The 17749-nt window shown below is 65.8% G+C and carries 20 protein-coding genes, 1 tRNA gene and 1 riboswitch; of the genes, 15 read left to right on the forward strand and 6 right to left on the reverse strand.

Annotation, left to right across the window (positions count from 1 at the left end):
* Nucleotides 1-64 precede the first annotated feature (64 nt).
* Together U1E69_RS00985 and U1E69_RS00990 are read left to right on the forward strand one after the other, a co-directional pair.
* Nucleotides 65-138 (forward strand) — tRNA-Gly (locus U1E69_RS00985).
* A 170-nt stretch (nucleotides 139-308) separates the two neighbouring features.
* Nucleotides 309-1121, forward strand: a complete 813-nt coding sequence (locus U1E69_RS00990) for a hypothetical protein (RefSeq protein WP_322242149.1) — start codon at nucleotides 309-311, stop codon at nucleotides 1119-1121.
* Nucleotides 1122-1201: 80 nt separating this feature from the next.
* On the opposite strand, the gene U1E69_RS00995 is transcribed toward U1E69_RS00990, so the two are convergent.
* Genes U1E69_RS00995 through fabB form a run of 3 tightly spaced genes read right to left on the reverse strand, consistent with a single transcriptional unit; the run spans nucleotide 1202 to nucleotide 4010 of the window.
* The gene (locus U1E69_RS00995; protein ID WP_322242150.1) at nucleotides 1202-1963 is read right to left on the reverse strand and encodes a hypothetical protein; all 762 of its coding nucleotides are present in this window, start codon (nucleotides 1961-1963) and stop codon (nucleotides 1202-1204) included.
* Between the two features lie 22 nt (nucleotides 1964-1985).
* Entirely contained in the window at nucleotides 1986-2774 is a 789-nt protein-coding gene (locus U1E69_RS01000) for an enoyl-ACP reductase (protein WP_322242151.1), read from the reverse strand.
* Between the two features lie 6 nt (nucleotides 2775-2780).
* Entirely contained in the window at nucleotides 2781-4010 is a 1230-nt protein-coding gene (gene fabB, locus U1E69_RS01005; protein WP_322242153.1) for a beta-ketoacyl-ACP synthase I, read from the reverse strand.
* A 112-nt stretch (nucleotides 4011-4122) separates the two neighbouring features.
* Between fabB and U1E69_RS01010 the strand changes: the two genes are divergently transcribed.
* Both U1E69_RS01010 and U1E69_RS01015 read left to right on the forward strand, forming a co-directional pair.
* A complete protein-coding gene (locus tag U1E69_RS01010; RefSeq protein ID WP_322242154.1) occupies nucleotides 4123-4875 on the forward strand; it encodes a glycosyltransferase family 25 protein in 753 nt (250 codons plus the stop codon).
* 116 nt (nucleotides 4876-4991) lie between these two features.
* Nucleotides 4992-5378, forward strand: coding sequence for a hypothetical protein (locus U1E69_RS01015; protein ID WP_322242156.1), 387 nt, complete (start codon nucleotides 4992-4994; stop codon nucleotides 5376-5378).
* A gap of 3 nt (nucleotides 5379-5381) precedes the next feature.
* On the opposite strand, the gene fabA is transcribed toward U1E69_RS01015, so the two are convergent.
* A complete protein-coding gene (fabA, locus tag U1E69_RS01020; RefSeq protein ID WP_322242157.1) occupies nucleotides 5382-5891 on the reverse strand; it encodes a bifunctional 3-hydroxydecanoyl-ACP dehydratase/trans-2-decenoyl-ACP isomerase in 510 nt (169 codons plus the stop codon).
* A 90-nt stretch (nucleotides 5892-5981) separates the two neighbouring features.
* On the opposite strand from fabA, the gene U1E69_RS01025 reads away from it, so the two are divergent.
* The 3 genes from U1E69_RS01025 (at nucleotide 5982) to U1E69_RS01035 (ending at nucleotide 8869) form a co-directional block, all read left to right on the forward strand.
* Complete coding sequence (locus U1E69_RS01025) at nucleotides 5982-7232, forward strand: MFS transporter (RefSeq protein WP_322242159.1); 1251 nt, start codon at nucleotides 5982-5984, stop codon at nucleotides 7230-7232.
* A 71-nt stretch (nucleotides 7233-7303) separates the two neighbouring features.
* Complete coding sequence (gene irrA / locus U1E69_RS01030; RefSeq protein ID WP_322242160.1) at nucleotides 7304-7714, forward strand: iron response transcriptional regulator IrrA; 411 nt, start codon at nucleotides 7304-7306, stop codon at nucleotides 7712-7714.
* Nucleotides 7715-8047: 333 nt separating this feature from the next.
* Nucleotides 8048-8869, forward strand: coding sequence for a helix-turn-helix transcriptional regulator (locus tag U1E69_RS01035; RefSeq protein ID WP_322242162.1), 822 nt, complete (start codon nucleotides 8048-8050; stop codon nucleotides 8867-8869).
* Nucleotides 8870-8908: 39 nt separating this feature from the next.
* Here U1E69_RS01035 and U1E69_RS01040 read toward each other — a convergent pair whose 3' ends face one another.
* Nucleotides 8909-9466 carry a fasciclin domain-containing protein gene (locus tag U1E69_RS01040; protein WP_322242163.1) on the reverse strand — a complete coding sequence of 186 codons (558 nt, stop codon included), beginning with the start codon at nucleotides 9464-9466 and terminating at the stop codon, nucleotides 8909-8911.
* A gap of 106 nt (nucleotides 9467-9572) precedes the next feature.
* Nucleotides 9573-10442: a hypothetical protein gene (locus U1E69_RS01045; protein ID WP_322242164.1), complete on the reverse strand. Its 870-nt coding sequence runs from the start codon at nucleotides 10440-10442 to the stop codon at nucleotides 9573-9575.
* Nucleotides 10443-10560: 118 nt separating this feature from the next.
* Between U1E69_RS01045 and miaB the strand changes: the two genes are divergently transcribed.
* The 8 genes from miaB to U1E69_RS01085 form a co-directional block, all read left to right on the forward strand.
* A complete protein-coding gene (gene miaB, locus U1E69_RS01050; protein ID WP_322242166.1) occupies nucleotides 10561-11880 on the forward strand; it encodes a tRNA (N6-isopentenyl adenosine(37)-C2)-methylthiotransferase MiaB in 1320 nt (439 codons plus the stop codon).
* Between the two features lie 155 nt (nucleotides 11881-12035).
* Nucleotides 12036-12602, forward strand: a complete 567-nt coding sequence (locus tag U1E69_RS01055; protein WP_322242167.1) for an OmpA family protein — start codon at nucleotides 12036-12038, stop codon at nucleotides 12600-12602.
* Nucleotides 12603-12606: 4 nt separating this feature from the next.
* Nucleotides 12607-12996, forward strand: a complete 390-nt coding sequence (locus tag U1E69_RS01060; RefSeq protein ID WP_322242168.1) for a hypothetical protein — start codon at nucleotides 12607-12609, stop codon at nucleotides 12994-12996.
* A gap of 207 nt (nucleotides 12997-13203) precedes the next feature.
* Nucleotides 13204-14217, forward strand: coding sequence for a PhoH family protein (locus U1E69_RS01065; protein ID WP_322242169.1), 1014 nt, complete (start codon nucleotides 13204-13206; stop codon nucleotides 14215-14217).
* Between the two features lie 171 nt (nucleotides 14218-14388).
* Nucleotides 14389-14889: an rRNA maturation RNase YbeY gene (ybeY, locus tag U1E69_RS01070; protein ID WP_322242170.1), complete on the forward strand. Its 501-nt coding sequence runs from the start codon at nucleotides 14389-14391 to the stop codon at nucleotides 14887-14889.
* Between the two features lie 43 nt (nucleotides 14890-14932).
* Nucleotides 14933-15814 carry a transporter associated domain-containing protein gene (locus U1E69_RS01075; RefSeq protein WP_322242172.1) on the forward strand — a complete coding sequence of 294 codons (882 nt, stop codon included), beginning with the start codon at nucleotides 14933-14935 and terminating at the stop codon, nucleotides 15812-15814.
* 3 nt (nucleotides 15815-15817) lie between these two features.
* A complete protein-coding gene (gene lnt, locus U1E69_RS01080; RefSeq protein ID WP_322242173.1) occupies nucleotides 15818-17314 on the forward strand; it encodes an apolipoprotein N-acyltransferase in 1497 nt (498 codons plus the stop codon).
* Between the two features lie 10 nt (nucleotides 17315-17324).
* A riboswitch (SAM-SAH riboswitch) is annotated at nucleotides 17325-17373 on the forward strand.
* Between the two features lie 7 nt (nucleotides 17374-17380).
* A partial coding sequence (locus tag U1E69_RS01085; protein WP_322242174.1) for an S-adenosylmethionine synthetase N-terminal domain-containing protein occupies nucleotides 17381-17749 on the forward strand: 369 nt, incomplete at its 3' end.

Raw genomic sequence — 17749 nt, forward strand, 5'->3', positions numbered from 1 at the left:
ACCGCCGGCCAAGACAGTCGCGTCTTGACGAGCCGTTCGGGTCCGAATACCTACCGAAGGCAACGCGGGCGTTGTGTAATGGTAAGACCTTAGCCTTCCAAGCTAAAGACGCGGGTTCGATTCCCGCCGCCCGCTCCACCTTGCATGCCCTTCCGGTTGCAGACCGATTGACCCAGATGTCAACGGCTTGGCAAAGGATTTGCCGGAACTGGCCGTGTACGATGGACCGTTTTCGACGGTCTATGTTCGACGGACTGGCACAGCTTCGGCGTATGATCCCCGAATGGTGTATGAGGGAGACGTGTGGAATGACCGAAAGGGATGATCATGGCCGCGAAGGTCTGGCAGCGGATCTGCCCTATCTGGCACGGCGGCGATTTCTGGTGACCGGAATGGCAATGGGCGGGATGGCGTTGTCGCTTTGGGCCGTGCGGGGTGGCGCGCAGACGGCGACGGATGGCAGCGTCTGCGTGGCACTTCCGGCCGAGACGCCCGGCCCCTTTCCAGCGGACGGAACCAATGTGCGGGAAGGGCAGCTGGTCAACATCCTGACGGAAGCGGGCGTCGTGCGCGAAGATATCCGCACCTCGATCGGCGGGCTTCAACCCGTGGCCGAGGGCGTCCCGGTCACGCTGGAGATGACCTTGCAGGACGTCGGCAGCGGCTGCGCGCCGCTGGCGGGTCATGCTGTCTATCTGTGGCAATGCGATGCAGCCGGGGTCTACTCGATCTACGGCGCGGCCGACCGCAACTACCTGCGCGGCGTCGGGATCAGCGACGGCTCGGGCCGGGTCCGCTTTACCACCGTGCTGCCAGGCTGCTATCCGGGTCGCTGGCCGCACCTGCATTTCGAGGTCTTCGCCAGCGCCGAAGCCGCGGTCAATGGCACCGCTGCGCTTCTCACCTCGCAGTTTGCGTTCCCCGAGGCCCCCTGCGCTGAAACCTATGCCGCCGATCCGCGCTATGCGGCCAGTGTCGAACCCTTCGCAGGCGTCAGTCTGCGGCGGGACGGGATCTTCCGCGGCTCGTCCGAGGCGGAACTTGCGGCGCAGGTCCTGACCGTGACCGGCACTCCCGGAGCGGGGTATCAGGCCGTTGCGGTGGTGGGGCTGCGGGTCTGACTTTGGACGGGTGGTGGGCGGATCGCCCACCCTACGCCCGTTGCCCACGCCCATCGCCGCGCAGGCGTAGGGTGGGTGATTCACCCACCCTCCTGTCCTTCGGGCAGGACAAGATGCACGACGCCCGTCGTGCAATGCAGGTGGCGACCCGGAAAGAGCGGCGCGTATTTCCGCACGAAGCGGTCTCTGGCGTCCTGAAACAACTGGTCCTTGGTCCCGCGGCCGTAGTGGCGCAGGTGGAAGTCGATCACATGGGCCGAGCCGCCCAGAAGCTCGGCCTGCAGGCAAAGGTCGGGGCCGTAGAAATGGAGGCCGTCCAGATCATAGGACCCGATCACCGGCCGCGACCGGCGCATCACGATGAAGCATTCGTCCAGCGTCTCGACCCGGCCTGGCACCGTCCCCATGAGGCGGTCCTCGCCCCAGGGGTCCGAGATGTGCATCCGCAGGAACCGCCGATGGTGCTTTTCGGGCCGGTAGCGCCCGCCGGCCACGCCCGCCAGCAGCCAGTCGGGCTGCGTTCGGTCAAGATCCGCCAGAGCCGCCAGAAGCTGGGCATGGCCGGCCACCAGAAGCTCGACATCGTCATGGCAGAAGACCACGAAGCGCCCCCGTGCCCGGGCGAGCAAGGCTTTCTGCCAGCTGTAGCCGTCGAATCGGTTGGTGTCCCGGTTGTCGGCCGCAAGAAACTCGCTGTTCGCGGCGGTAAAGCCGGTGTGGGCGAAGGAGCCGAGCAGCCGGTCATACTTGTCCTGGCTGCGCACCAGCGTGCAGATGGTGAAATCCGGCCCCTCGGCGCTATGGTCGGTCACAAATGTGGGGGTCAGGTCGGTGGAGGTCACGGCGCCGCTGGCCCCCGTTGCGTCAGAGATTCTCGGCCTGCGGGAAGCCAAGCGCGTGGTAGCCGCCATCAACGTGGATGATCTCGCCCGTGGTGCAGGCGCCATAGTCCGAACACAGCCAGACTGCCGTGCCGCCGATCGCCTCAAGCGTCGCATTGGCGCGAAGCGGGGCATTTTCTTCCGTGTGGCGGAAGGTCGCCCTGGCACCGCCGATGGCTGACCCTGCCAGCGTCTTCATCGGGCCGGGGCTGATGGCGTTGACACGGATCTTTTGTGGCCCAAGATCGTTGGCCAGGTAGCGGGTGGCCGATTCCAGCGCGGCCTTGGCGACGCCCATCACGTTGTAATTCGGCGAGACGCGGTTCGAGCCCTGGAAAGTCAGGGTGATCAGCGATCCGCCGTCAGTCATCAGGGGTTCCGCCCGGCGGGCGATGTCCATGAAGCTGAAGCACGAGATGTTCAGCGAGTTCAGGAAGTTGCCCTTGGTCGTGTTGATGAAGCGGCCCGTCAGTTCATTCTTGTCCGAAAAGGCGATGGCGTGGACGACAAAGTCCAGCGACCCCCAGCGGCGGCCAATCTCGCCAAAGCAGGCGTCCAGGCTTTCCTCGTTCGTCACGTCGACGTCGATCAGGAAATCCGATCCCACGCTGGCCGCCAAAGGCTGGACCCGCTTGCCGAACGCCTCGCCCTGGTAGCTGAACGCAAGCGCGGCGCCTTCCGAATGGAGGGCCGAGGCGATGCCCCAGGCGATGGAACGCTCGTTCGCCACGCCCATGACAAGCCCGCGCTTGCCCTTCATCAAATCGGCCATGATGCGTTACCTACGATGCTTGGACATGACGAGGGTAGCGTTGGTGCCACCGAAGCCGAAGGAGTTCGACAGGACCGAATCGAGCTGCACATTGTCGCGCATCGTGGTCACGATCTCGGCCGGGTCCAGGCCGGGGTCCAGCGTTTCGACGTTGGCAGAGGCGGCGATGAAGTTGCCGTTCAGCATGATCAGCGAATAGATCGCCTCCCACACGCCCGCGCCGCCCAGGCAGTGGCCGGTCAGCGACTTGGTGGATGCAATGGGGGGCGTGGACCCCTGGCCGAAAACGCGGCGGATCGCCTCGACCTCGGTCACGTCGCCGACGACCGTGCTGGTGCCGTGGCTGTTGATGTACTCGATCTTGCGGTCCTGCGGCAGGGTGGACAGTGCCACCCGCATCGCCCGTTCGCCACCCTCGCCACTGGGAGCCACCATGTCGTGCCCGTCCGAGGTGGCACCATAGCCCGTCACCTCGGCATAGATCTTCGCGCCGCGCGCCAGGGCGTGCTCCAACTCCTCCAGCACCACGATGCCGCCGCCACCGGCAATGACGAACCCGTCGCGGTTGGCGTCATAGGTGCGCGAGGCGCGTTCGGGCGTGTCGTTGTACTTGGACGACATCGCGCCCATCGCGTCGAAGAGGCAGGACAGCGTCCAGTCCAGTTCCTCGCCCCCGCCGGCGAAGACGATGTCCTGCTTGCCCATCTGGATCAGTTCGGTGCCGTTGCCGATGCAATGCGCCGAGGTCGAGCAGGCCGAAGTGATCGAGTAATTCACGCCCCTGATCTTGAAGGGCGTGGCGAGGCACGCCGACACGGTCGAGGACATGCCTTTGGTCACGCCGAAGGGGCCGATGCGCTTGGGGCTGCCGGTTTCGCGGACGATGTTGTGCGCCTTGAAGAACGACTTCGTCGACGGCCCGCCCGAGCCGACGATGATCCCGGTGCGGTCGTTGGACACATCGGACTCGGACAGGCCCGAGTCCTTCACCGCCTGGTCCATCGCGATGAAGGTATAGGCCGCCCCATCCCCCATGAACCGAAGGTCGCGCTTGTCGATATGGTCTTCCAGCACGATGTTCGGCTGGCCGTGGACCCGGCAGCGGAAGCCGTGCTCGGCGTAGTCGGGCGCGAAGACGATGCCGGATTTCCCGGCGCGGAGCGAGGCTTCGACCTCGGCGGCGGAATTGCCGATGGACGAGACGATGCCGATCCCGGTGATGACGACGCGGCGCATGGGGCCTCCTTCGCTGACTTGAGGACTGTTTAGGGCACAGGGGGGGAGGGGGCAAGGAGGTTGGCCAGCGCAGCGCTTGTCTGATGCGGGGGGACCGACTAATCCTGCCAGCATGGCACCTTCCCGACCCCAGACGCGATTTGACCAGGACCTGCTGCGGGCATTGTTCGACCGGGTCTATGTGATCAACCTGCCGGACCGAACCGACCGGCGGCGCGAGATGATGGCGCAGCTGGCGCTGATCGGGCTGGCGGGCGATCCGCTGGTACAATTCTTCCCGGCAGTGCGGCCCACGGACCCAGGCGATTTCGGGTCGCTGGGCGAGCGGGGGTGTTTCCTCAGCCACCTCGGCGCCTTGAAGGACGCGGTGGCAGCGGGCCATCGCAGCATCCTGATCCTTGAGGACGACGTGGACTGGACCCCCGCCGCCCTGGCCCGCAACGCCCGACTTGACGCGTTGCGGGACACCGACTGGGGCTTTCTGCACGGCGGGCGCGGGCATGATCAGGCCGCTGCGGACGGGGCGATCCTGCTGGAGCCGCTAAGGCCAGAGCGGGAACTGCTTCTGGGCCATTTCATCGGCCTGCGGGGCGCGGTGATCGGGCAGATTGTCGACTATCTGGAGGCGATGCTGCAGCGCCCCAAGGGCTCGCCCGACGGGGGCCCGATGCATGTCGACGGGGCCTATTCCTGGTTCCGCCGCGCCCATCCCGAGGTGGCGTCCTATGTCTGCACCCCTTCGGTCGCGCAGCAAAGGTCAAGCCGTTCGGACATCTCGGTGCCCACGGGCTGGCGCGCGACCAGGGCCGCCGACTGGGCGCGCCGGGTGCTGCGACCGGTCCGGGCCATGCTGCGCGGGCGCTGATCAGGCGAAAGCCCTGTAGGCTTTGCGCCCTTCGGGAGACTTGACCAGAATCGACCGTGCAGGAAATCTGTGCGGACCGGAGCCTGTGTCCGGAGCTGTTTGTAGGAGTATGCGCAATGCTGCTGAATCGCCTGCTTCCGACTGTCCTTGTCTCGTTCACCGCGTTCCACGGCGCTTCTGCCCAGGACGGGACGGCGATGACCAAGGACGAACTTACTGCCCTGACGGCAAATGGTGTGACGCTGGTGCTGGGCGGCGATGGCATGGGTTACAAGGGTGAACTCGCCTTGGCCGCCGATGGCACCGCCAAAGGTGGTGCCAAGATGGACAACGGCAACGAACTGTCCATCGCCGGAACCTGGGCGATCAAGGACGGCAAGTTCTGCCGCACCTGGACCGACCTTGATGGCGGCAAGGAGGTATGTGAAACTTGGATCAAGACCTCGGACAATTCTGTCGAGGTCTACAACGGCGACCAGATGCTGGGCGTCAATTCCTGCTAAGGCTCACGCCTCGCTCAGCGCGACCTTCATGTCCTTGACCAGGTAGATCACCTCGCCATCCGCCTCGACCCGGCCATCGGCGACGCCCATCGTCAGGCGGCGGGTCTGCAGGGCCTTGGTGAAATCGACGAAGTAGGTCAGCTTCTTGCGGTCAGGGCGGACCATGCCGGTCAGCTTGACCTCGCCCACGCCAAGCGCATAGCCGCGCCCTTGCCAGCCGCGCCAGCCAAGGTTGAAGCCGGTCAACTGCCACAGACCGTCCAGCCCCAGACAGCCGGGCATGATCGGGTTGCCGGGGAAGTGGCAGTCGAAGAACCACAGGTCGGGGGTGATGTCGAATTCGGCCACCACATGGCCCTTGCCATGTTCGCCGCGGTCTTCCGAGATGTCGGTGATCCGGTCCATCATCAGCATCGGCGGGGCGGGAAGCTGGGCATTGCCGGGCCCGAACAACTCGCCCCGCGAACAGGCCAGAAGTGCTTCCTTGTCGAAGCTGGTCGGATAGGACGCCATCCCTTGTGTCTCCCCGTGATCCCCTTCACCCTCCCTAGCATTGGGCGGTGAAGGGTGGCAAGTCTCGCAACGGCGAAGAGGTTCCCGGATATGACGGCATTTCAGCGGTTCATCACGGCCAGCGGGATGACCAACCTTGCCGACGGGGTCGCGGTGGTGGCCTGGGGCTGGATCGCTTCGCTGCTTACGCGGGATGCGCTTTTGGTGGCGCTGGTGCCGGTGGCGCTGCGCCTGCCCTGGGCCCTGCTGGCGCTGCCGGCAGGGCTGGTCACCGACCGGGTGGACCGGCGGCGGCTGATCCTGGGCATGGACGCCGTGCGGGCGCTGGCCTTCCTGGGCGCGGCCCTGGCGCTGGGCCTTGCCCTGCCACTGGCCCCGGCCGCGGACGAGGGTGTGTCCTCGCCCTGGTTGTACACAAGCCTGCTGGTTGCGGCCCTGGTCGTCGGCGGGGCCGAGGTCTTCCGCGACAATGCCGCGCAGACCATGCTGCCCGCACTGGTCCCGCAGGACCGGCTGGAGCGGGCGAACGGCCAGCTCTGGAGCGCGGAACTTCTGACCAACGCGCTGATCGGCCCGGCGCTGGGGGCGTTTCTGATCGGGCTGTGGCTACCCCTTGCCTTCGGACTGAACGCCCTGGCTTACGGGCTGGCGATGCTGCTGGTGGCGGGGCTGGCCGGGCAGTTCAAGGCGGTGCGGACCGACCAACGCGGCTGGAAGGCCGAGATCGGCGAGGGCTTCGCATTCCTGCGCGCGGTTCCTCTGCTACAAACTTTGGCCATCACCACCGGATTCTGGAACCTGTTCGGCAATCTCATCCTGGTGGCACTGGTCCTTCATGCACAAGAGAACCTGGGTCTTTCGGCGCAGGTTTACGGCCTGACACTGGCCGGTGGCGCTTTCGGTGGCATCCTGGGAAGTCTGCTGGGCGACCGGATCGCGGCGCGACTGGGGCCGGTGCGCACTATGCAGGCCATGCTGGCGATTTCGGGGCCAAGCTTCCTGCTGATGGGACTGGCGCCCGGTCCCTGGACCCTCGCCCTTGCCTTCGCGGCGATGGAGTTCTGCAGCTTCGTCTGGAACGTCGTCTCGGTAAGCACCCGGCAACGTCTGATCCCGGACGCATTGCGGGGCCGGGTGAACAGCATCTACCGGCTTCTGGCCTGGGGGATGATGCCCTTGGGGCTGGTCCTTTCGGGGGTGGTGGTGTCGCTGGGCGAGTTGGTCACCTCGCGTGGGACGGCGCTGGTGCTGCCGTTCTGGGCGGCGGGACTGGGGTCCGTGGTGGTCGCGACCCTTGTCTGGCGGGCAATCGCACGCGGATTTGCAGGGATTTCCCGGTGAACCGTTCGATTCCGCATTGAAACCGTCGGGTTTGCAGCCCTATATCGAAGCTTATCACAGGGGGCGGGCATTTGACCGGCACGGAACGCAGTGCAGACTGGCTGAAGACGGGGGGCCTGCGCCCCACGCGTCAGCGGCTTGCGCTGGCCGAACTGCTGGTCGGCGACGGGATGAACCGTCACGTCACCGCCGAAAGCCTGTATGCGCTGTCCGCCGATGCGGGCGAGAAGGTCAGCCTGGCGACCGTCTACAACACTCTGCGCGCCTTCTGCGATGCGGGCCTGATGAACGAGGTCGTGGTCGACGGATCGAAAAGCTATTTCGACACCCGCACCGATGACCATCCGCATTTCTACTGGGAAGACAGCCATTCCCTGACCGACGCCCCGGCCGAAGAGCTGGAGATCGCGCAACTGCCGCAGGTGCCCGAAGGCATGGCAGTCAGCCGCGTCGACGTCGTGATCCGCCTGCGCAAGGCCTGAAGCTTTCACCCGATTTCCGACTGTGCGGCCTTTGGCGGGCTGTCCGGCCAGACCAGACCGTTCCGCGACGACACGCCGGGCGAAGCTTTCGAGGGGAAGACGTCGGCAGCCCGGCGTGTCTCCGGCGCGGGGTGCGCCGTGCGGAGGTCGGGGAAAAGGTCTTGAGCGAAAGGTGTCGTCAAAGGTCTTTTAAAGCAGATCGGTTGCAGAACGCCAGTAATTGACGTTAGGGCAGTTTGTGCCACGCGCAGCCGCCCACGCACAGTTGCAACGCAAGGTCAGAGGTTGCGTTGACGTGCGGACCGTTGCATCTGGTTGCACGGGAGGTGTGTGATGCTGATTCCCGAGGACTTTGCGGGCCGGTTGCGACTGGCGCTGAATCAGGCGAACATCTCGCCCGCGGCGCTGGGGGCGGCGGTGGGCGTGGACAAGTCCGTCGTCTCGCGTTGGCTAAGCGGGCGGGTGCGCCCGACACAGCACAACCTGACGCGGATTGCAGCGGTTCTGGCTCAAGGGCTGCCGGGTTTCACCGTGCTGGCCTTCGAGGCCCCGACGTCCGAGTTCCGCGCCCTGGTGCAGCCCTTGGCCGCACAGCCCCAGTCTGGGCAAAGCCTGGCGTTCCCCTTCGCTGTGATCGAGTCGGCCCGACGCGAAACCGGACGGCGCGGGGTGGAGTATTTCGGGGCTTACCTGATGTACTACCGGTCGTTCAGCCAGCCCGGCCGGATCGCCCGCATGGCCATGATGCTGCGCCCCGCCGATGGGTTGATCGAGGCCCGCTACGGGGCCGAAGGCTTCACCTTCCAGGGCTGGGCGCTGCTGATGCTGAACCGGATGTATCTGGTCCTGGCCGAAGAACGCTTCGAGGCGATGGCCTTCCTGGTCCTGAACGCCGGGCAGCAACCCAAGGCACGCTTCATCACCGGCATCCTGTCCGGTCCGGCCGAGGGGATGCTGGTCCCTACCGCCTCGCCCGTGGCGCTGATGCGCCAACGTGACCTGACCGGGGACGGCGAACGGGATCTGGAGGCGCATCTGCAGGATTGCCACCTGCCGCCGCTGATCGATGCCTCGGAAGCGCCGGCGTCGGTGCTGCGGATGCTGGGGGCGGGGTCGCTGATGCAAGTGCCCTTTGCCAACGGCGAAGAGACGTAAGGCGGGCGGGGTTTCCCCCGCCCCTGGCGCTTTGCGGACTTACTTCGGCACCATCACCGTATCGATCACGTGGATCACGCCGTTCGACTGGTCGACGTCGCCGATGGTGATCCGGCCGATGTTCTTCGATTCCGAATAGATCATCGCCGTGTCACCCCGGAAGCGGACCGACAACGCGTCGCCCGACAGGGTCTTCAGGTTGGCATAGCCGTCCGCGCCCACCTTGGCGCGCAGATCGGCCAGCTTCAGGTCGCCCGCCACGACATGGGCGGTCAGGACCTTGGCGAGCATGTCCTTGTTCTCGGGCTTCAGCAGCGTCTCGACCGTCCCGGCGGGCAGGGCGGCAAAGGCGTCGTTCACCGGGGCGAAGACGGTGAAGGGGCCGTCGCTCATCAGTGCATCGACCAGGCCGGCGGCCTTGACCGCCGCGACCAGCGTGGTGTGGTCCTTCGAGTTCACGGCATTCTCGACGATGTTTTTCGTCTCGAACATCGGCGCGCCGCCGACATCGGGGTTCGCGGCAAATGCGGTAGAGGCAAGGGCGGTCGTGGCAAGGGCGGCAAGGGCAGCGGCGCCAAGGATCGACTTCAGGGACATGGGATCTCCGTTCCAGGGACCAGCCGGACCATCCGGCTGTCATGTCCAAAGGAACGAAGGCTTCAGAGCCGAAGTTTCGGTGCTGGGTTCACGGCTGCGTGATCGGTCAGAACCACTGGCCCGGCTCCATCAGCCCCAGGTCCATCAACTGTTGGCTATTCCAGGTGAACTGCACCGAATTCGGCCAGCGGAAGGTCGGGATCGCATGGCGCGAGCCGGGGTTGGTGCGCAGGGCCTTGGCGGTACGGAAGGAACAGACCGCCGCCGTCAGGTTGTGGTGCCACTGGCAGGCATAGGTGTTCATCTCTGGCTCTGACAGGGTGAAGTCGGGCAAGAGCGTTACCCCCGGCTTGGCGCGGAACAGCGAGATGCGGTCGATCCTGCGCTTGCCGAAGGGGATATGCTCCTCGAACCGCCAGCGCAGGCCGCCGAAGAAATCCAGCTGGCGTTCCTTCGGCTGCCATTCGTTGGCGGGGTCCTTGCGGGCCAAGGCGTAATAGCCGCTGCGGTCCAGCCAGGCGTCGGAGGTCGACACGGCATTGGGGGCTGCGCCCAGGTCCCCGGCGTAAAGGTCGACCACATAGGTCAGCATCGCCTCGCGCCGTTCCTCGGCGTGGAAGGCCAGCATTTCGCCCACGGTCCGGGTCTCGCAGAAGGGGAAGAACAGGTATTCGGCGTTGTGGCAGTAGTGCAGCCACGTGCCGGGCAGGGCAGCGATGGCCTGGTTCACCGCCGCGACCAGCGCGCCTTCGGCAAAGACGTCGTGGCGGACGACGTGAACCCGGTCCTCCAGCCCCTCGGCGATCTGCACGCCGTCGGGGGCCAGCAGGACCACGTGGCGGAAGCCGCATTTCAGCTGGTGCGTCAGGGTCGAGTCCAGCTCTACCTCATCCTCGGCCAGGACCAGCACCAGCGGGCCGCCGCCTGTGCTGCCCTGCTGGCGGTCAAGAAAGCTGGAAAGGCTGGAATGGCGCATGAGGTGTCCGGTCCGGGTCGCGCGGCAAATTCGACGATCCCTGCCCGCGATGCAAGGGCGCATGGGCGTTGAGGCGGAGACCAAGGTAGGGTAGAAGCCGCCATCCCGGAGACCGTGCATGACCGAAGTTAAGAAGCTGTTCGTCAAGACCTACGGCTGCCAGATGAACGTTTATGACAGCGAGCGCATGGCAGAGGCCCTGGGTGCTTCGGGCTATGTGACGACGGATGTGGTCGAAGACGCGGACATGGTGCTGCTGAACACCTGCCACATCCGCGAAAAGGCCTCCGAGAAGCTGTATTCCGACCTGGGACGACTGCGCGCCCTGAAGAACGCGCGGCCCGGCATGAAGGTCGGCGTCGCAGGCTGTGTCGCCCAGGCCGAAGGGGCCGAGATCCTGCGCCGCTCGCCCGTGGTGGACCTGGTGGTCGGCCCGCAGGCCTATCACCGCCTGCCGCAGATGGTCGAGGCCGGGGGGCGTCTGGTCGACACCGACTTCCCGGTCGAGGACAAGTTCAGCCAGCTGCCCGAACGCAAATCCTCGCGCGGGCCGGCGGCTTTCCTGACGGTGCAGGAAGGCTGCGACAAGTTCTGCGCCTTCTGCGTCGTGCCCTATACCCGCGGGGCCGAGGTCAGCCGTCCGGTCGCGCGCCTGCTGGACGAGGCGCGGGGGCTGGTCGCGCAAGGGGTGCGCGAGATCACGCTTCTGGGCCAGAACGTCAACGCCTATCATGGCGAAGGGCCGGGTGGCGCCTGGGGCCTTGCGCGGCTTTTGCGCGAACTGGCCGGGATCGAGGGACTGGCGCGGCTGCGCTACACGACCAGCCACCCGAACGACATGGAAGACGACCTGGTCGCCGCGCATGGCGATCTGCCGCAGCTGATGCCCTACCTGCATCTGCCGGTGCAGTCGGGGTCCGACCGCATCCTGAAGGCGATGAAGCGCAAGCATGCGGCGGACGCCTACCTGCGCCTGATCGAGCGGATTCGCGCGGCGCGGCCGGATATCCTTCTGTCTTCGGATTTCATCGTGGGCTTCCCCGGAGAGACGGACGCCGACCACCAGGCGACGCTGGACCTGATCCGCGCCGTGGGGTTCGGCGCGGCGTTCAGCTTCAAGTATTCTGCCCGCCCCGGCACCCCGGCGGCCGAGAAGACCCCGGTCCCGGCCGAGATCGCCGATGCGCGTCTGCAAGAGCTGCAGGCGTTGATTACGGCCCAGCAGCGCGCCGTGCAGGACGCGATGGTGGGCCGCGAGGTGCAGGTCCTGTACGAAAAGCCCGGCCGGCGCGAGGGGCAGATGGTGGGCAAGTCCGACCACCTGCATGCGGTCCATGTGCAGCACCCCGAAGGCCAGGTCGGCCAGCTGATGCGGGTGCGGATCACGGGTTCGTCGACCAACTCGCTGGCGGGTGAACCGCTGTCGGGGCCGCTCTGACTGTTGCAGATTGGCCGGTCGGCGGAAAATCTGCTCATTTGCCTGGGGATAACCCTGTACGGACCGCTGATTTCCGTCTCGCCGACCGATTTGTTCTGCTTTATTGCCGCCAACAAGACCGAAGACTCGGCAGGGTGTGTGAAGGAGTGGCGGCATTGCTTAACTTGGGGGTCGTGCTTCGGTATGGGCTGGTCGCAGCCGTGTCCGTGGCAAGTATCGGGGCCGGTTCAATGGGCTTCGCGCAAGAGCCGGTGATCAGCGGCAAGATCGACTGGGGGCTTTGGGTTGATGCCGATGGCTGCCAGCACTGGTGGGCGGATGGCGGGACCGAGGGATATATGGTGCCCCGGCGCGATCCGAAGACGGGCAAGCCGGTCTGCACCAGGCAGACAAGCTGCCTGACCGAAAGCGCCGATGCCTTCTTCGCCACGGCCAGCGCCACCTTGACGGCAGACGGTCGCGCCAAGCTGGAGGACTACTTCCGCCAGACCGAGGCCTATTCCTACAGCGTCGTCGGACATACCGACAGCCGCGGCAGTGACGCCTACAACCAAAGCCTGTCCGAGGCGCGGGCGCAGGCGGTGGCGGCGGTGGCGCAATCGGTCGGCGCGGTGGTGGAGACGGTGACCGGTTCCGGCGAAAGCCAGCCCGTGGCCTCGAACGCGACGGCCGAGGGCATGGCGAAGAACCGCCGTGTCGAAGTTCTCTGCAAGAAGGGTTGACCAGATGGCACTTGCAGTGAATTTCGCGACGACCTCTGACGTGGCAAGACGGCTGGTGCTGCTGCCCGTCCTGGCCTTCGGCCTGACAGGCTGTGCCAGTGGTGAGTTCTTCGAGGACGTCCAGCGCTATGGCGGACCTGATTCGGTGATCGCGAAGGCTTCGGATTCCGGGGCCGACGACGATCCGGGGCTGGTCGATGGCGAAGCGGCGATTGCCTATGATCCCGATGGCTGCCAGGTCTGGATCATCGACGATGGCGTGGAAGGCTATTCCTCGCCGCGCTTCGATCCGGCGACCGGACTGCCGATCTGCGATGGCAAGTACCCGCCGGGGACCGTGCTTGGCCCCTATGAGACCTCGACCGCGCCCGGCCCCGACTACGTGCCGCGCTAGGCGTTTTCGTGCTTCGTTCCTGACCCGTGAAGATCCAGGCACAGCCCCGGCCCCTCGCCGGGGCTTCTTCTTTGCGCGTTTCCTTGCCGGTTGTCATGAAAAGTGCGGGAAGTGACGCAACAAATTGTGTCTGTCGGTGGTTTCGCTTGCCAGATGACGTGTCCGGCTGCAAACTTTCCTTGTGGCCCTTGATAGAAGGAGCGCCCTTTGGGCATCAGCGCGCTGACCCCCCCGTCCGCCGAGGATATCGTGGAAACTGTCCTCGAATTTCCCGACAACCGATTGCTGATCGATCTTTGCGGCGAGTTTGACCGCAATCTCGCGCAGATCGAACACCAGATGGGGGTGCATATCCTTCGGCGCGGCAACCGGCTGGCGGTGATCGGCGAAAAAGGCGCGCGCGAGCAGGCAGCCGCCGTGCTGCGCTCGCTGTATGCCCGGCTTGAATCCGGGCGCAATGTCGTCGCGGGCGACATCGACGGCGCGATGCGGATGGGCCGCCCCGTTTCGGGACGGCCGTCGGATGCCGAAAGCGCCGAGCAGATCGAGCTTTTCTCGACCGGCATGGAACTGCGGACGCGCAAAAGGCCGATCGAACCCCGGACCGAGGCGCAGAATGCCTATGTCGCGAACCTTTTCCAGCATGAGATGGGCTTCGGCATCGGGCCTGCGGGGACGGGCAAGACCTATCTCGCGGTCGCCGTGGGGGTGACGATGTTCATCTCGGGTGCGGTCGAGAAGATCATCCTGTCGCGCCCCGCGGTCGAGGCGGGCGAGCGGCTGGGCTTCCTGCCCGGCGACGCGAAGGAAAAGGTCGATCCCTACATGCAGCCGCTGTATGACGCGCTGAACGACTTCCTGCCGGCCAAGCAGGTGGAAAAGCTGATGCAGGAAAAGCGGATCGAGATTGCTCCGCTGGCCTTCATGCGCGGCCGGACGCTGTCCAACGCCTTCATCGTCCTGGACGAGGCGCAGAACGCCACCACGATGCAGATGAAGATGTTCCTGACCCGTCTGGGTGAAGGCAGCCGGATGGTGATCACCGGCGACCGGACCCAGGTCGACCTGCCACGCGGCACCGCGTCGGGTCTGGCGGACGCCGAGCGCATCCTGAAGGGGGTGAAGGGGGTCAGTTTCAACTACTTCACCTCGAAGGACGTGGTGCGTCACCCGCTGGTGGGCCGGATCATCGAGGCTTACGAGGCCGACGAGGCGAGTTGACGGCTTTCAAGCGGCGCGCTGACGCGCAAGGCTTTTGTCTCGTCGGCGCGCTTGCGCGCTTCTCCTCGGTGATGGGGGCATTCTGCCCCCAAACCCCCTGAGGATATTTGGACAATGTGAAAGGCTTTGGCCCGCTTGCGTCAGGCTGGTGCGGGCGCTATGGGCGCGGGCATGGAACTGGTCGAGACAGTGATCGAGGACGCGCGGTGGGAGGCTTTCGGGCTGGCCACGCTGGCCGAACGCGCCGGGCGGGCGACGCTGGACCGTCTTGACCTGCCGGTTGAAGGGTTTTCGATCGGTCTGATGGGCTGCGACGATGCCCGGATTGCCGTGCTGAACGCCGATTTCCGCGGCAAGCCTGCGCCGACCAATGTGCTGAGCTGGCCGTCGGACGAGCGGGGGGCCGAGTTTGTGGGAGAGGCGCCGCAGCGGCCGGACCCTGGCCCCGCTGAAGATCCCGAATCCCTGGGCGACATCGCCATTGCTTTCGAGACCTGCGCGCGCGAGGCCGAGGAACAGGGCAAGCCGATGCTGGATCACGTGACCCACCTGATCGTGCATGGTGTCCTGCATCTGCTGGGCTATGACCATATCGAAGAGGAAGATGCCGCCGTGATGGAGGCGCTTGAAGTGCAGATACTTGCCAGCCTTGGGGTTTCTGACCCATATTAGGGGCCGCGCCCGCGGAACGGGTGGTTTTCTGGACAAAGGACCGATGGGCAGTAGCACCGACGGGTCTCTCGCAGCGCAGGGCGCGCTGGACGGGACGACCGATGAACCTTCCTCCGACCAAGGCCAGCGTGGCTTTTTCGGACGGCTTCTTTCAGCTTTCAGCACGGCATCCGAGCCCGCCTCGACCGAGGCCTTGCCAGGCGCGCCGCCACCGTCGCAAGGGCTGCACGCGTTGCGGCGGATGCGGGTGGATGATGTGGCCATCCCCAAGGCCGAGATCGTGGCGGTGCCGCTGGACATCGGCAAGGACGAGCTGGTCGAGGTTTTTCGCGAACATGGCTTCAGCCGGGTGCCGGTCTACAAGGGCACGCTGGACCATCCGCAGGGTCTGGTGCTGCTGAAGGACCTGGCGCTGCAGCACGGGTTCGGTGCCTCGGGGCGGTTCAGCCTGAAGCGACTGCTGCGCCCGATCCTGTATGCGCCGCCGTCGATGCCGACGGGCGTCCTTTTGCAGAAGATGCAGAAGGAGCGGGTCCACATGGCGCTGGTGATCGACGAATACGGTGGGGTCGACGGGCTGGTCACGATCGAGAATCTGATCGAGACCGTCATCGGCGAGATCGAGGACGAGCATGACGAGGACGAGGGCGCGCTGTGGAAAGAGGAAGCGCCGGGGGTGATCCTGGCGCAGTCGACAGCACCCTTGGAAGATATCGAGGCCGCGCTGGGCATCCCGCTTCGGACGGCCGAGGAGGATGAAGAGATCGACACGCTGGGCGGCCTGGTCTTCCTGCGCTCAGGGAGGGTGCCGGCGCGGGGCGAAGTGATCGAGCATGAAAGCGGCGTCCAGTTCGAGATCGTCGATGCCGATCCGCGCCGGATCAAGCGACTGCGGGTCCGGGTGCCCGTGCCGGGCGCTGCGTGACGCATGCGTGAGGCCTGGCTGCCCGGCAAGCGCCGGGGTGCGCTGGCCTTTGGCCTGGGCGCGATGGCTGCGCTTGGTCAGGCTCCGCTGGGGTTCTGGTGGGCGACCCTGGCGGCAATGGCGGCTTTGGTCTGGCTGTTATCGCATGCGACGGACCGGCGTGGGGCCTTCCTGACCGGATGGCTGGCCGGGGCCGGGTATTTTGGTCTGGGCCTCAGCTGGATCATCGAGCCCTTCCTGATCGACATTGCCCGTCATGGCTGGATGGCACCCTTTGCTGTCCTTTTGCTGGCCTTCGGGCTTGGCCTCTTCTGGGGGGCGGCGGCAGTTCTGGCGCGCTTTGCCAGGTCACCTGTTCTGGGCTTTGTCACAGCCTTCGTGGCGCTGGAATGGTTGCGCGGCGTGATCTTCACCGGATTTCCCTGGGCGATGCTGGGCCATGTCTGGATCGGCACGCCCTTGGACCAGCTTGCGGCGCTGGGGGGGCCGTCGATGTTGAGCCTGCTCACGCTTCTGGCAGCGGCTTTGCCGGTTCTGTGGCATGTGCGGGGGGCAGTCGCGGCGGGGTGCCTCTTGGTGGCAAGCCTGGGCTTCGGGCTTTGGCGCCTGGCACAGCCCCTGCCGGACCCGGGCGCGCTGACGCTGCGTCTGGTCCAGCCCAATGCCGAGCAATCGATGAAGTGGGAAGCCACCCTGGCGCAGGAGTTCTTCAATCGCCTCCTGACCCTCACCGCCAAGGGTGGCCCGGCTGACCTGACGATCTGGCCGGAAACCGCCGTGCCCTACATGCTGGAATACAGCCCCGAGGTTGCCGACATGGTGGTGGCGGTGTCGGGGGGGCGGCCCGTGGCGCTTGGCATCCAGCGCGAGGAAGCGGGGCGTTTTTACAACAGCCTGCGGGTGCTGGAGGGCGAAGGGGAACAGACCGCGCTTTACGACAAGGCGCATCTGGTGCCCTTCGGCGAGTATATCCCCTTCGGCGATCTGGCCTATGACTGGTTCGGACTGCGCGCCTTTGCGGCCCAGGCGGGCAACACCTATTCGGCTGGCCCCGGCCCGCAGGTGCTGGACCTTGGCCGCTTTGGCAAGGTCCTGCCGCTGATCTGCTACGAGGCGATCTTCCCGCGCGACGTCAATGCGATGCCCGAGCGGGCCGACTGGATGCTGCAGATCACCAACGACGCGTGGTTCGGCGTCTGGACCGGACCGTTCCAGCATTTCGACCAGGCGCGGCTGCGGGCGGTCGAGCAGGGCCTGCCCTTGATCCGCGTGGCCAACACCGGGGTGACTGCCGTTGTCGATGCGCATGGCCGCGTCGTCGAAGAACTGCCCTTCGGCGAGATGGCGGCGCTGGACACCCACATCCCTGGTGCTTTGCCACCGACGCCCTATGCCCGCTGGGGGGACGGACCGCTGGCGCTGTTGCTGGCAGGTCTCGCCCTTCTGGCGATGATCGGGCGGCGGCGGGTTCCCATTGACGCCCCGCCCCCCGGCGTCTAAGGCGCTTTCTGAACTGCCACAACGGCTTCCTGGCGTGGCGGGGATCATCCAACGGAGCACTTCCCAATGAGCCGCAAAGATTACGTCTTCACGTCCGAGTCCGTCTCGGAGGGCCACCCCGACAAGGTCTGTGACCGCATCTCGGATGCTGTCCTGGATGCCTTCCTGAAGGAAGAGCCGAACGCCCGCGTCGCCTGCGAAACCTTCGCCACCACGAACCGCGTGGTGGTCGGCGGCGAGGTGGGCCTGTCGTCGAAAGAGGCCACCAAGGCGATGATGGGCCGGATCGACGGCATCGTCCGCGACTGCGTGCGGGACATCGGCTACGAGCAGAAGAAATTCCACTGGGACAAGATCAAGGTCCACCTCTACATCCAGGAACATTCCGCCCATAACGCTCCGGGCGTCGACACGGATGGTGCGGGCGAACAGGGG

This window comes from Tabrizicola sp. (assembly GCF_034366665.1).
Classification (GTDB): Bacteria; Pseudomonadota; Alphaproteobacteria; order Rhodobacterales; family Rhodobacteraceae; genus Tabrizicola.

Excerpts from the sequence above, each read along its gene's own strand:
- fabB (WP_322242153.1), bottom strand. The coding sequence starts at position 4,010 with ATGCGCCGCGTCGTCATCACCGGGATCGGCATCGTCTCGTCCATCGGC.
- U1E69_RS01075 (WP_322242172.1), top strand. The coding sequence starts at position 14,933 with ATGGGCAGTAGCACCGACGGGTCTCTCGCAGCGCAGGGCGCGCTGGAC.
- U1E69_RS01035 (WP_322242162.1), top strand. The coding sequence starts at position 8,048 with ATGCTGATTCCCGAGGACTTTGCGGGCCGGTTGCGACTGGCGCTGAAT.
- U1E69_RS00990 (WP_322242149.1), top strand. The coding sequence starts at position 309 with ATGACCGAAAGGGATGATCATGGCCGCGAAGGTCTGGCAGCGGATCTG.
- U1E69_RS01010 (WP_322242154.1), top strand. The coding sequence starts at position 4,123 with ATGGCACCTTCCCGACCCCAGACGCGATTTGACCAGGACCTGCTGCGG.
- lnt (WP_322242173.1), top strand. The coding sequence starts at position 15,818 with ATGCGTGAGGCCTGGCTGCCCGGCAAGCGCCGGGGTGCGCTGGCCTTT.
- fabA (WP_322242157.1), bottom strand. The coding sequence starts at position 5,891 with ATGGCGTCCTATCCGACCAGCTTCGACAAGGAAGCACTTCTGGCCTGT.
- U1E69_RS01060 (WP_322242168.1), top strand. The coding sequence starts at position 12,607 with ATGGCACTTGCAGTGAATTTCGCGACGACCTCTGACGTGGCAAGACGG.
- U1E69_RS01025 (WP_322242159.1), top strand. The coding sequence starts at position 5,982 with ATGACGGCATTTCAGCGGTTCATCACGGCCAGCGGGATGACCAACCTT.
- ybeY (WP_322242170.1), top strand. The coding sequence starts at position 14,389 with ATGGAACTGGTCGAGACAGTGATCGAGGACGCGCGGTGGGAGGCTTTC.
- U1E69_RS01000 (WP_322242151.1), bottom strand. The coding sequence starts at position 2,774 with ATGGCCGATTTGATGAAGGGCAAGCGCGGGCTTGTCATGGGCGTGGCG.
- miaB (WP_322242166.1), top strand. The coding sequence starts at position 10,561 with ATGACCGAAGTTAAGAAGCTGTTCGTCAAGACCTACGGCTGCCAGATG.
- U1E69_RS01045 (WP_322242164.1), bottom strand. The coding sequence starts at position 10,442 with ATGCGCCATTCCAGCCTTTCCAGCTTTCTTGACCGCCAGCAGGGCAGC.
- U1E69_RS01015 (WP_322242156.1), top strand. The coding sequence starts at position 4,992 with ATGCTGCTGAATCGCCTGCTTCCGACTGTCCTTGTCTCGTTCACCGCG.
- U1E69_RS01040 (WP_322242163.1), bottom strand. The coding sequence starts at position 9,466 with ATGTCCCTGAAGTCGATCCTTGGCGCCGCTGCCCTTGCCGCCCTTGCC.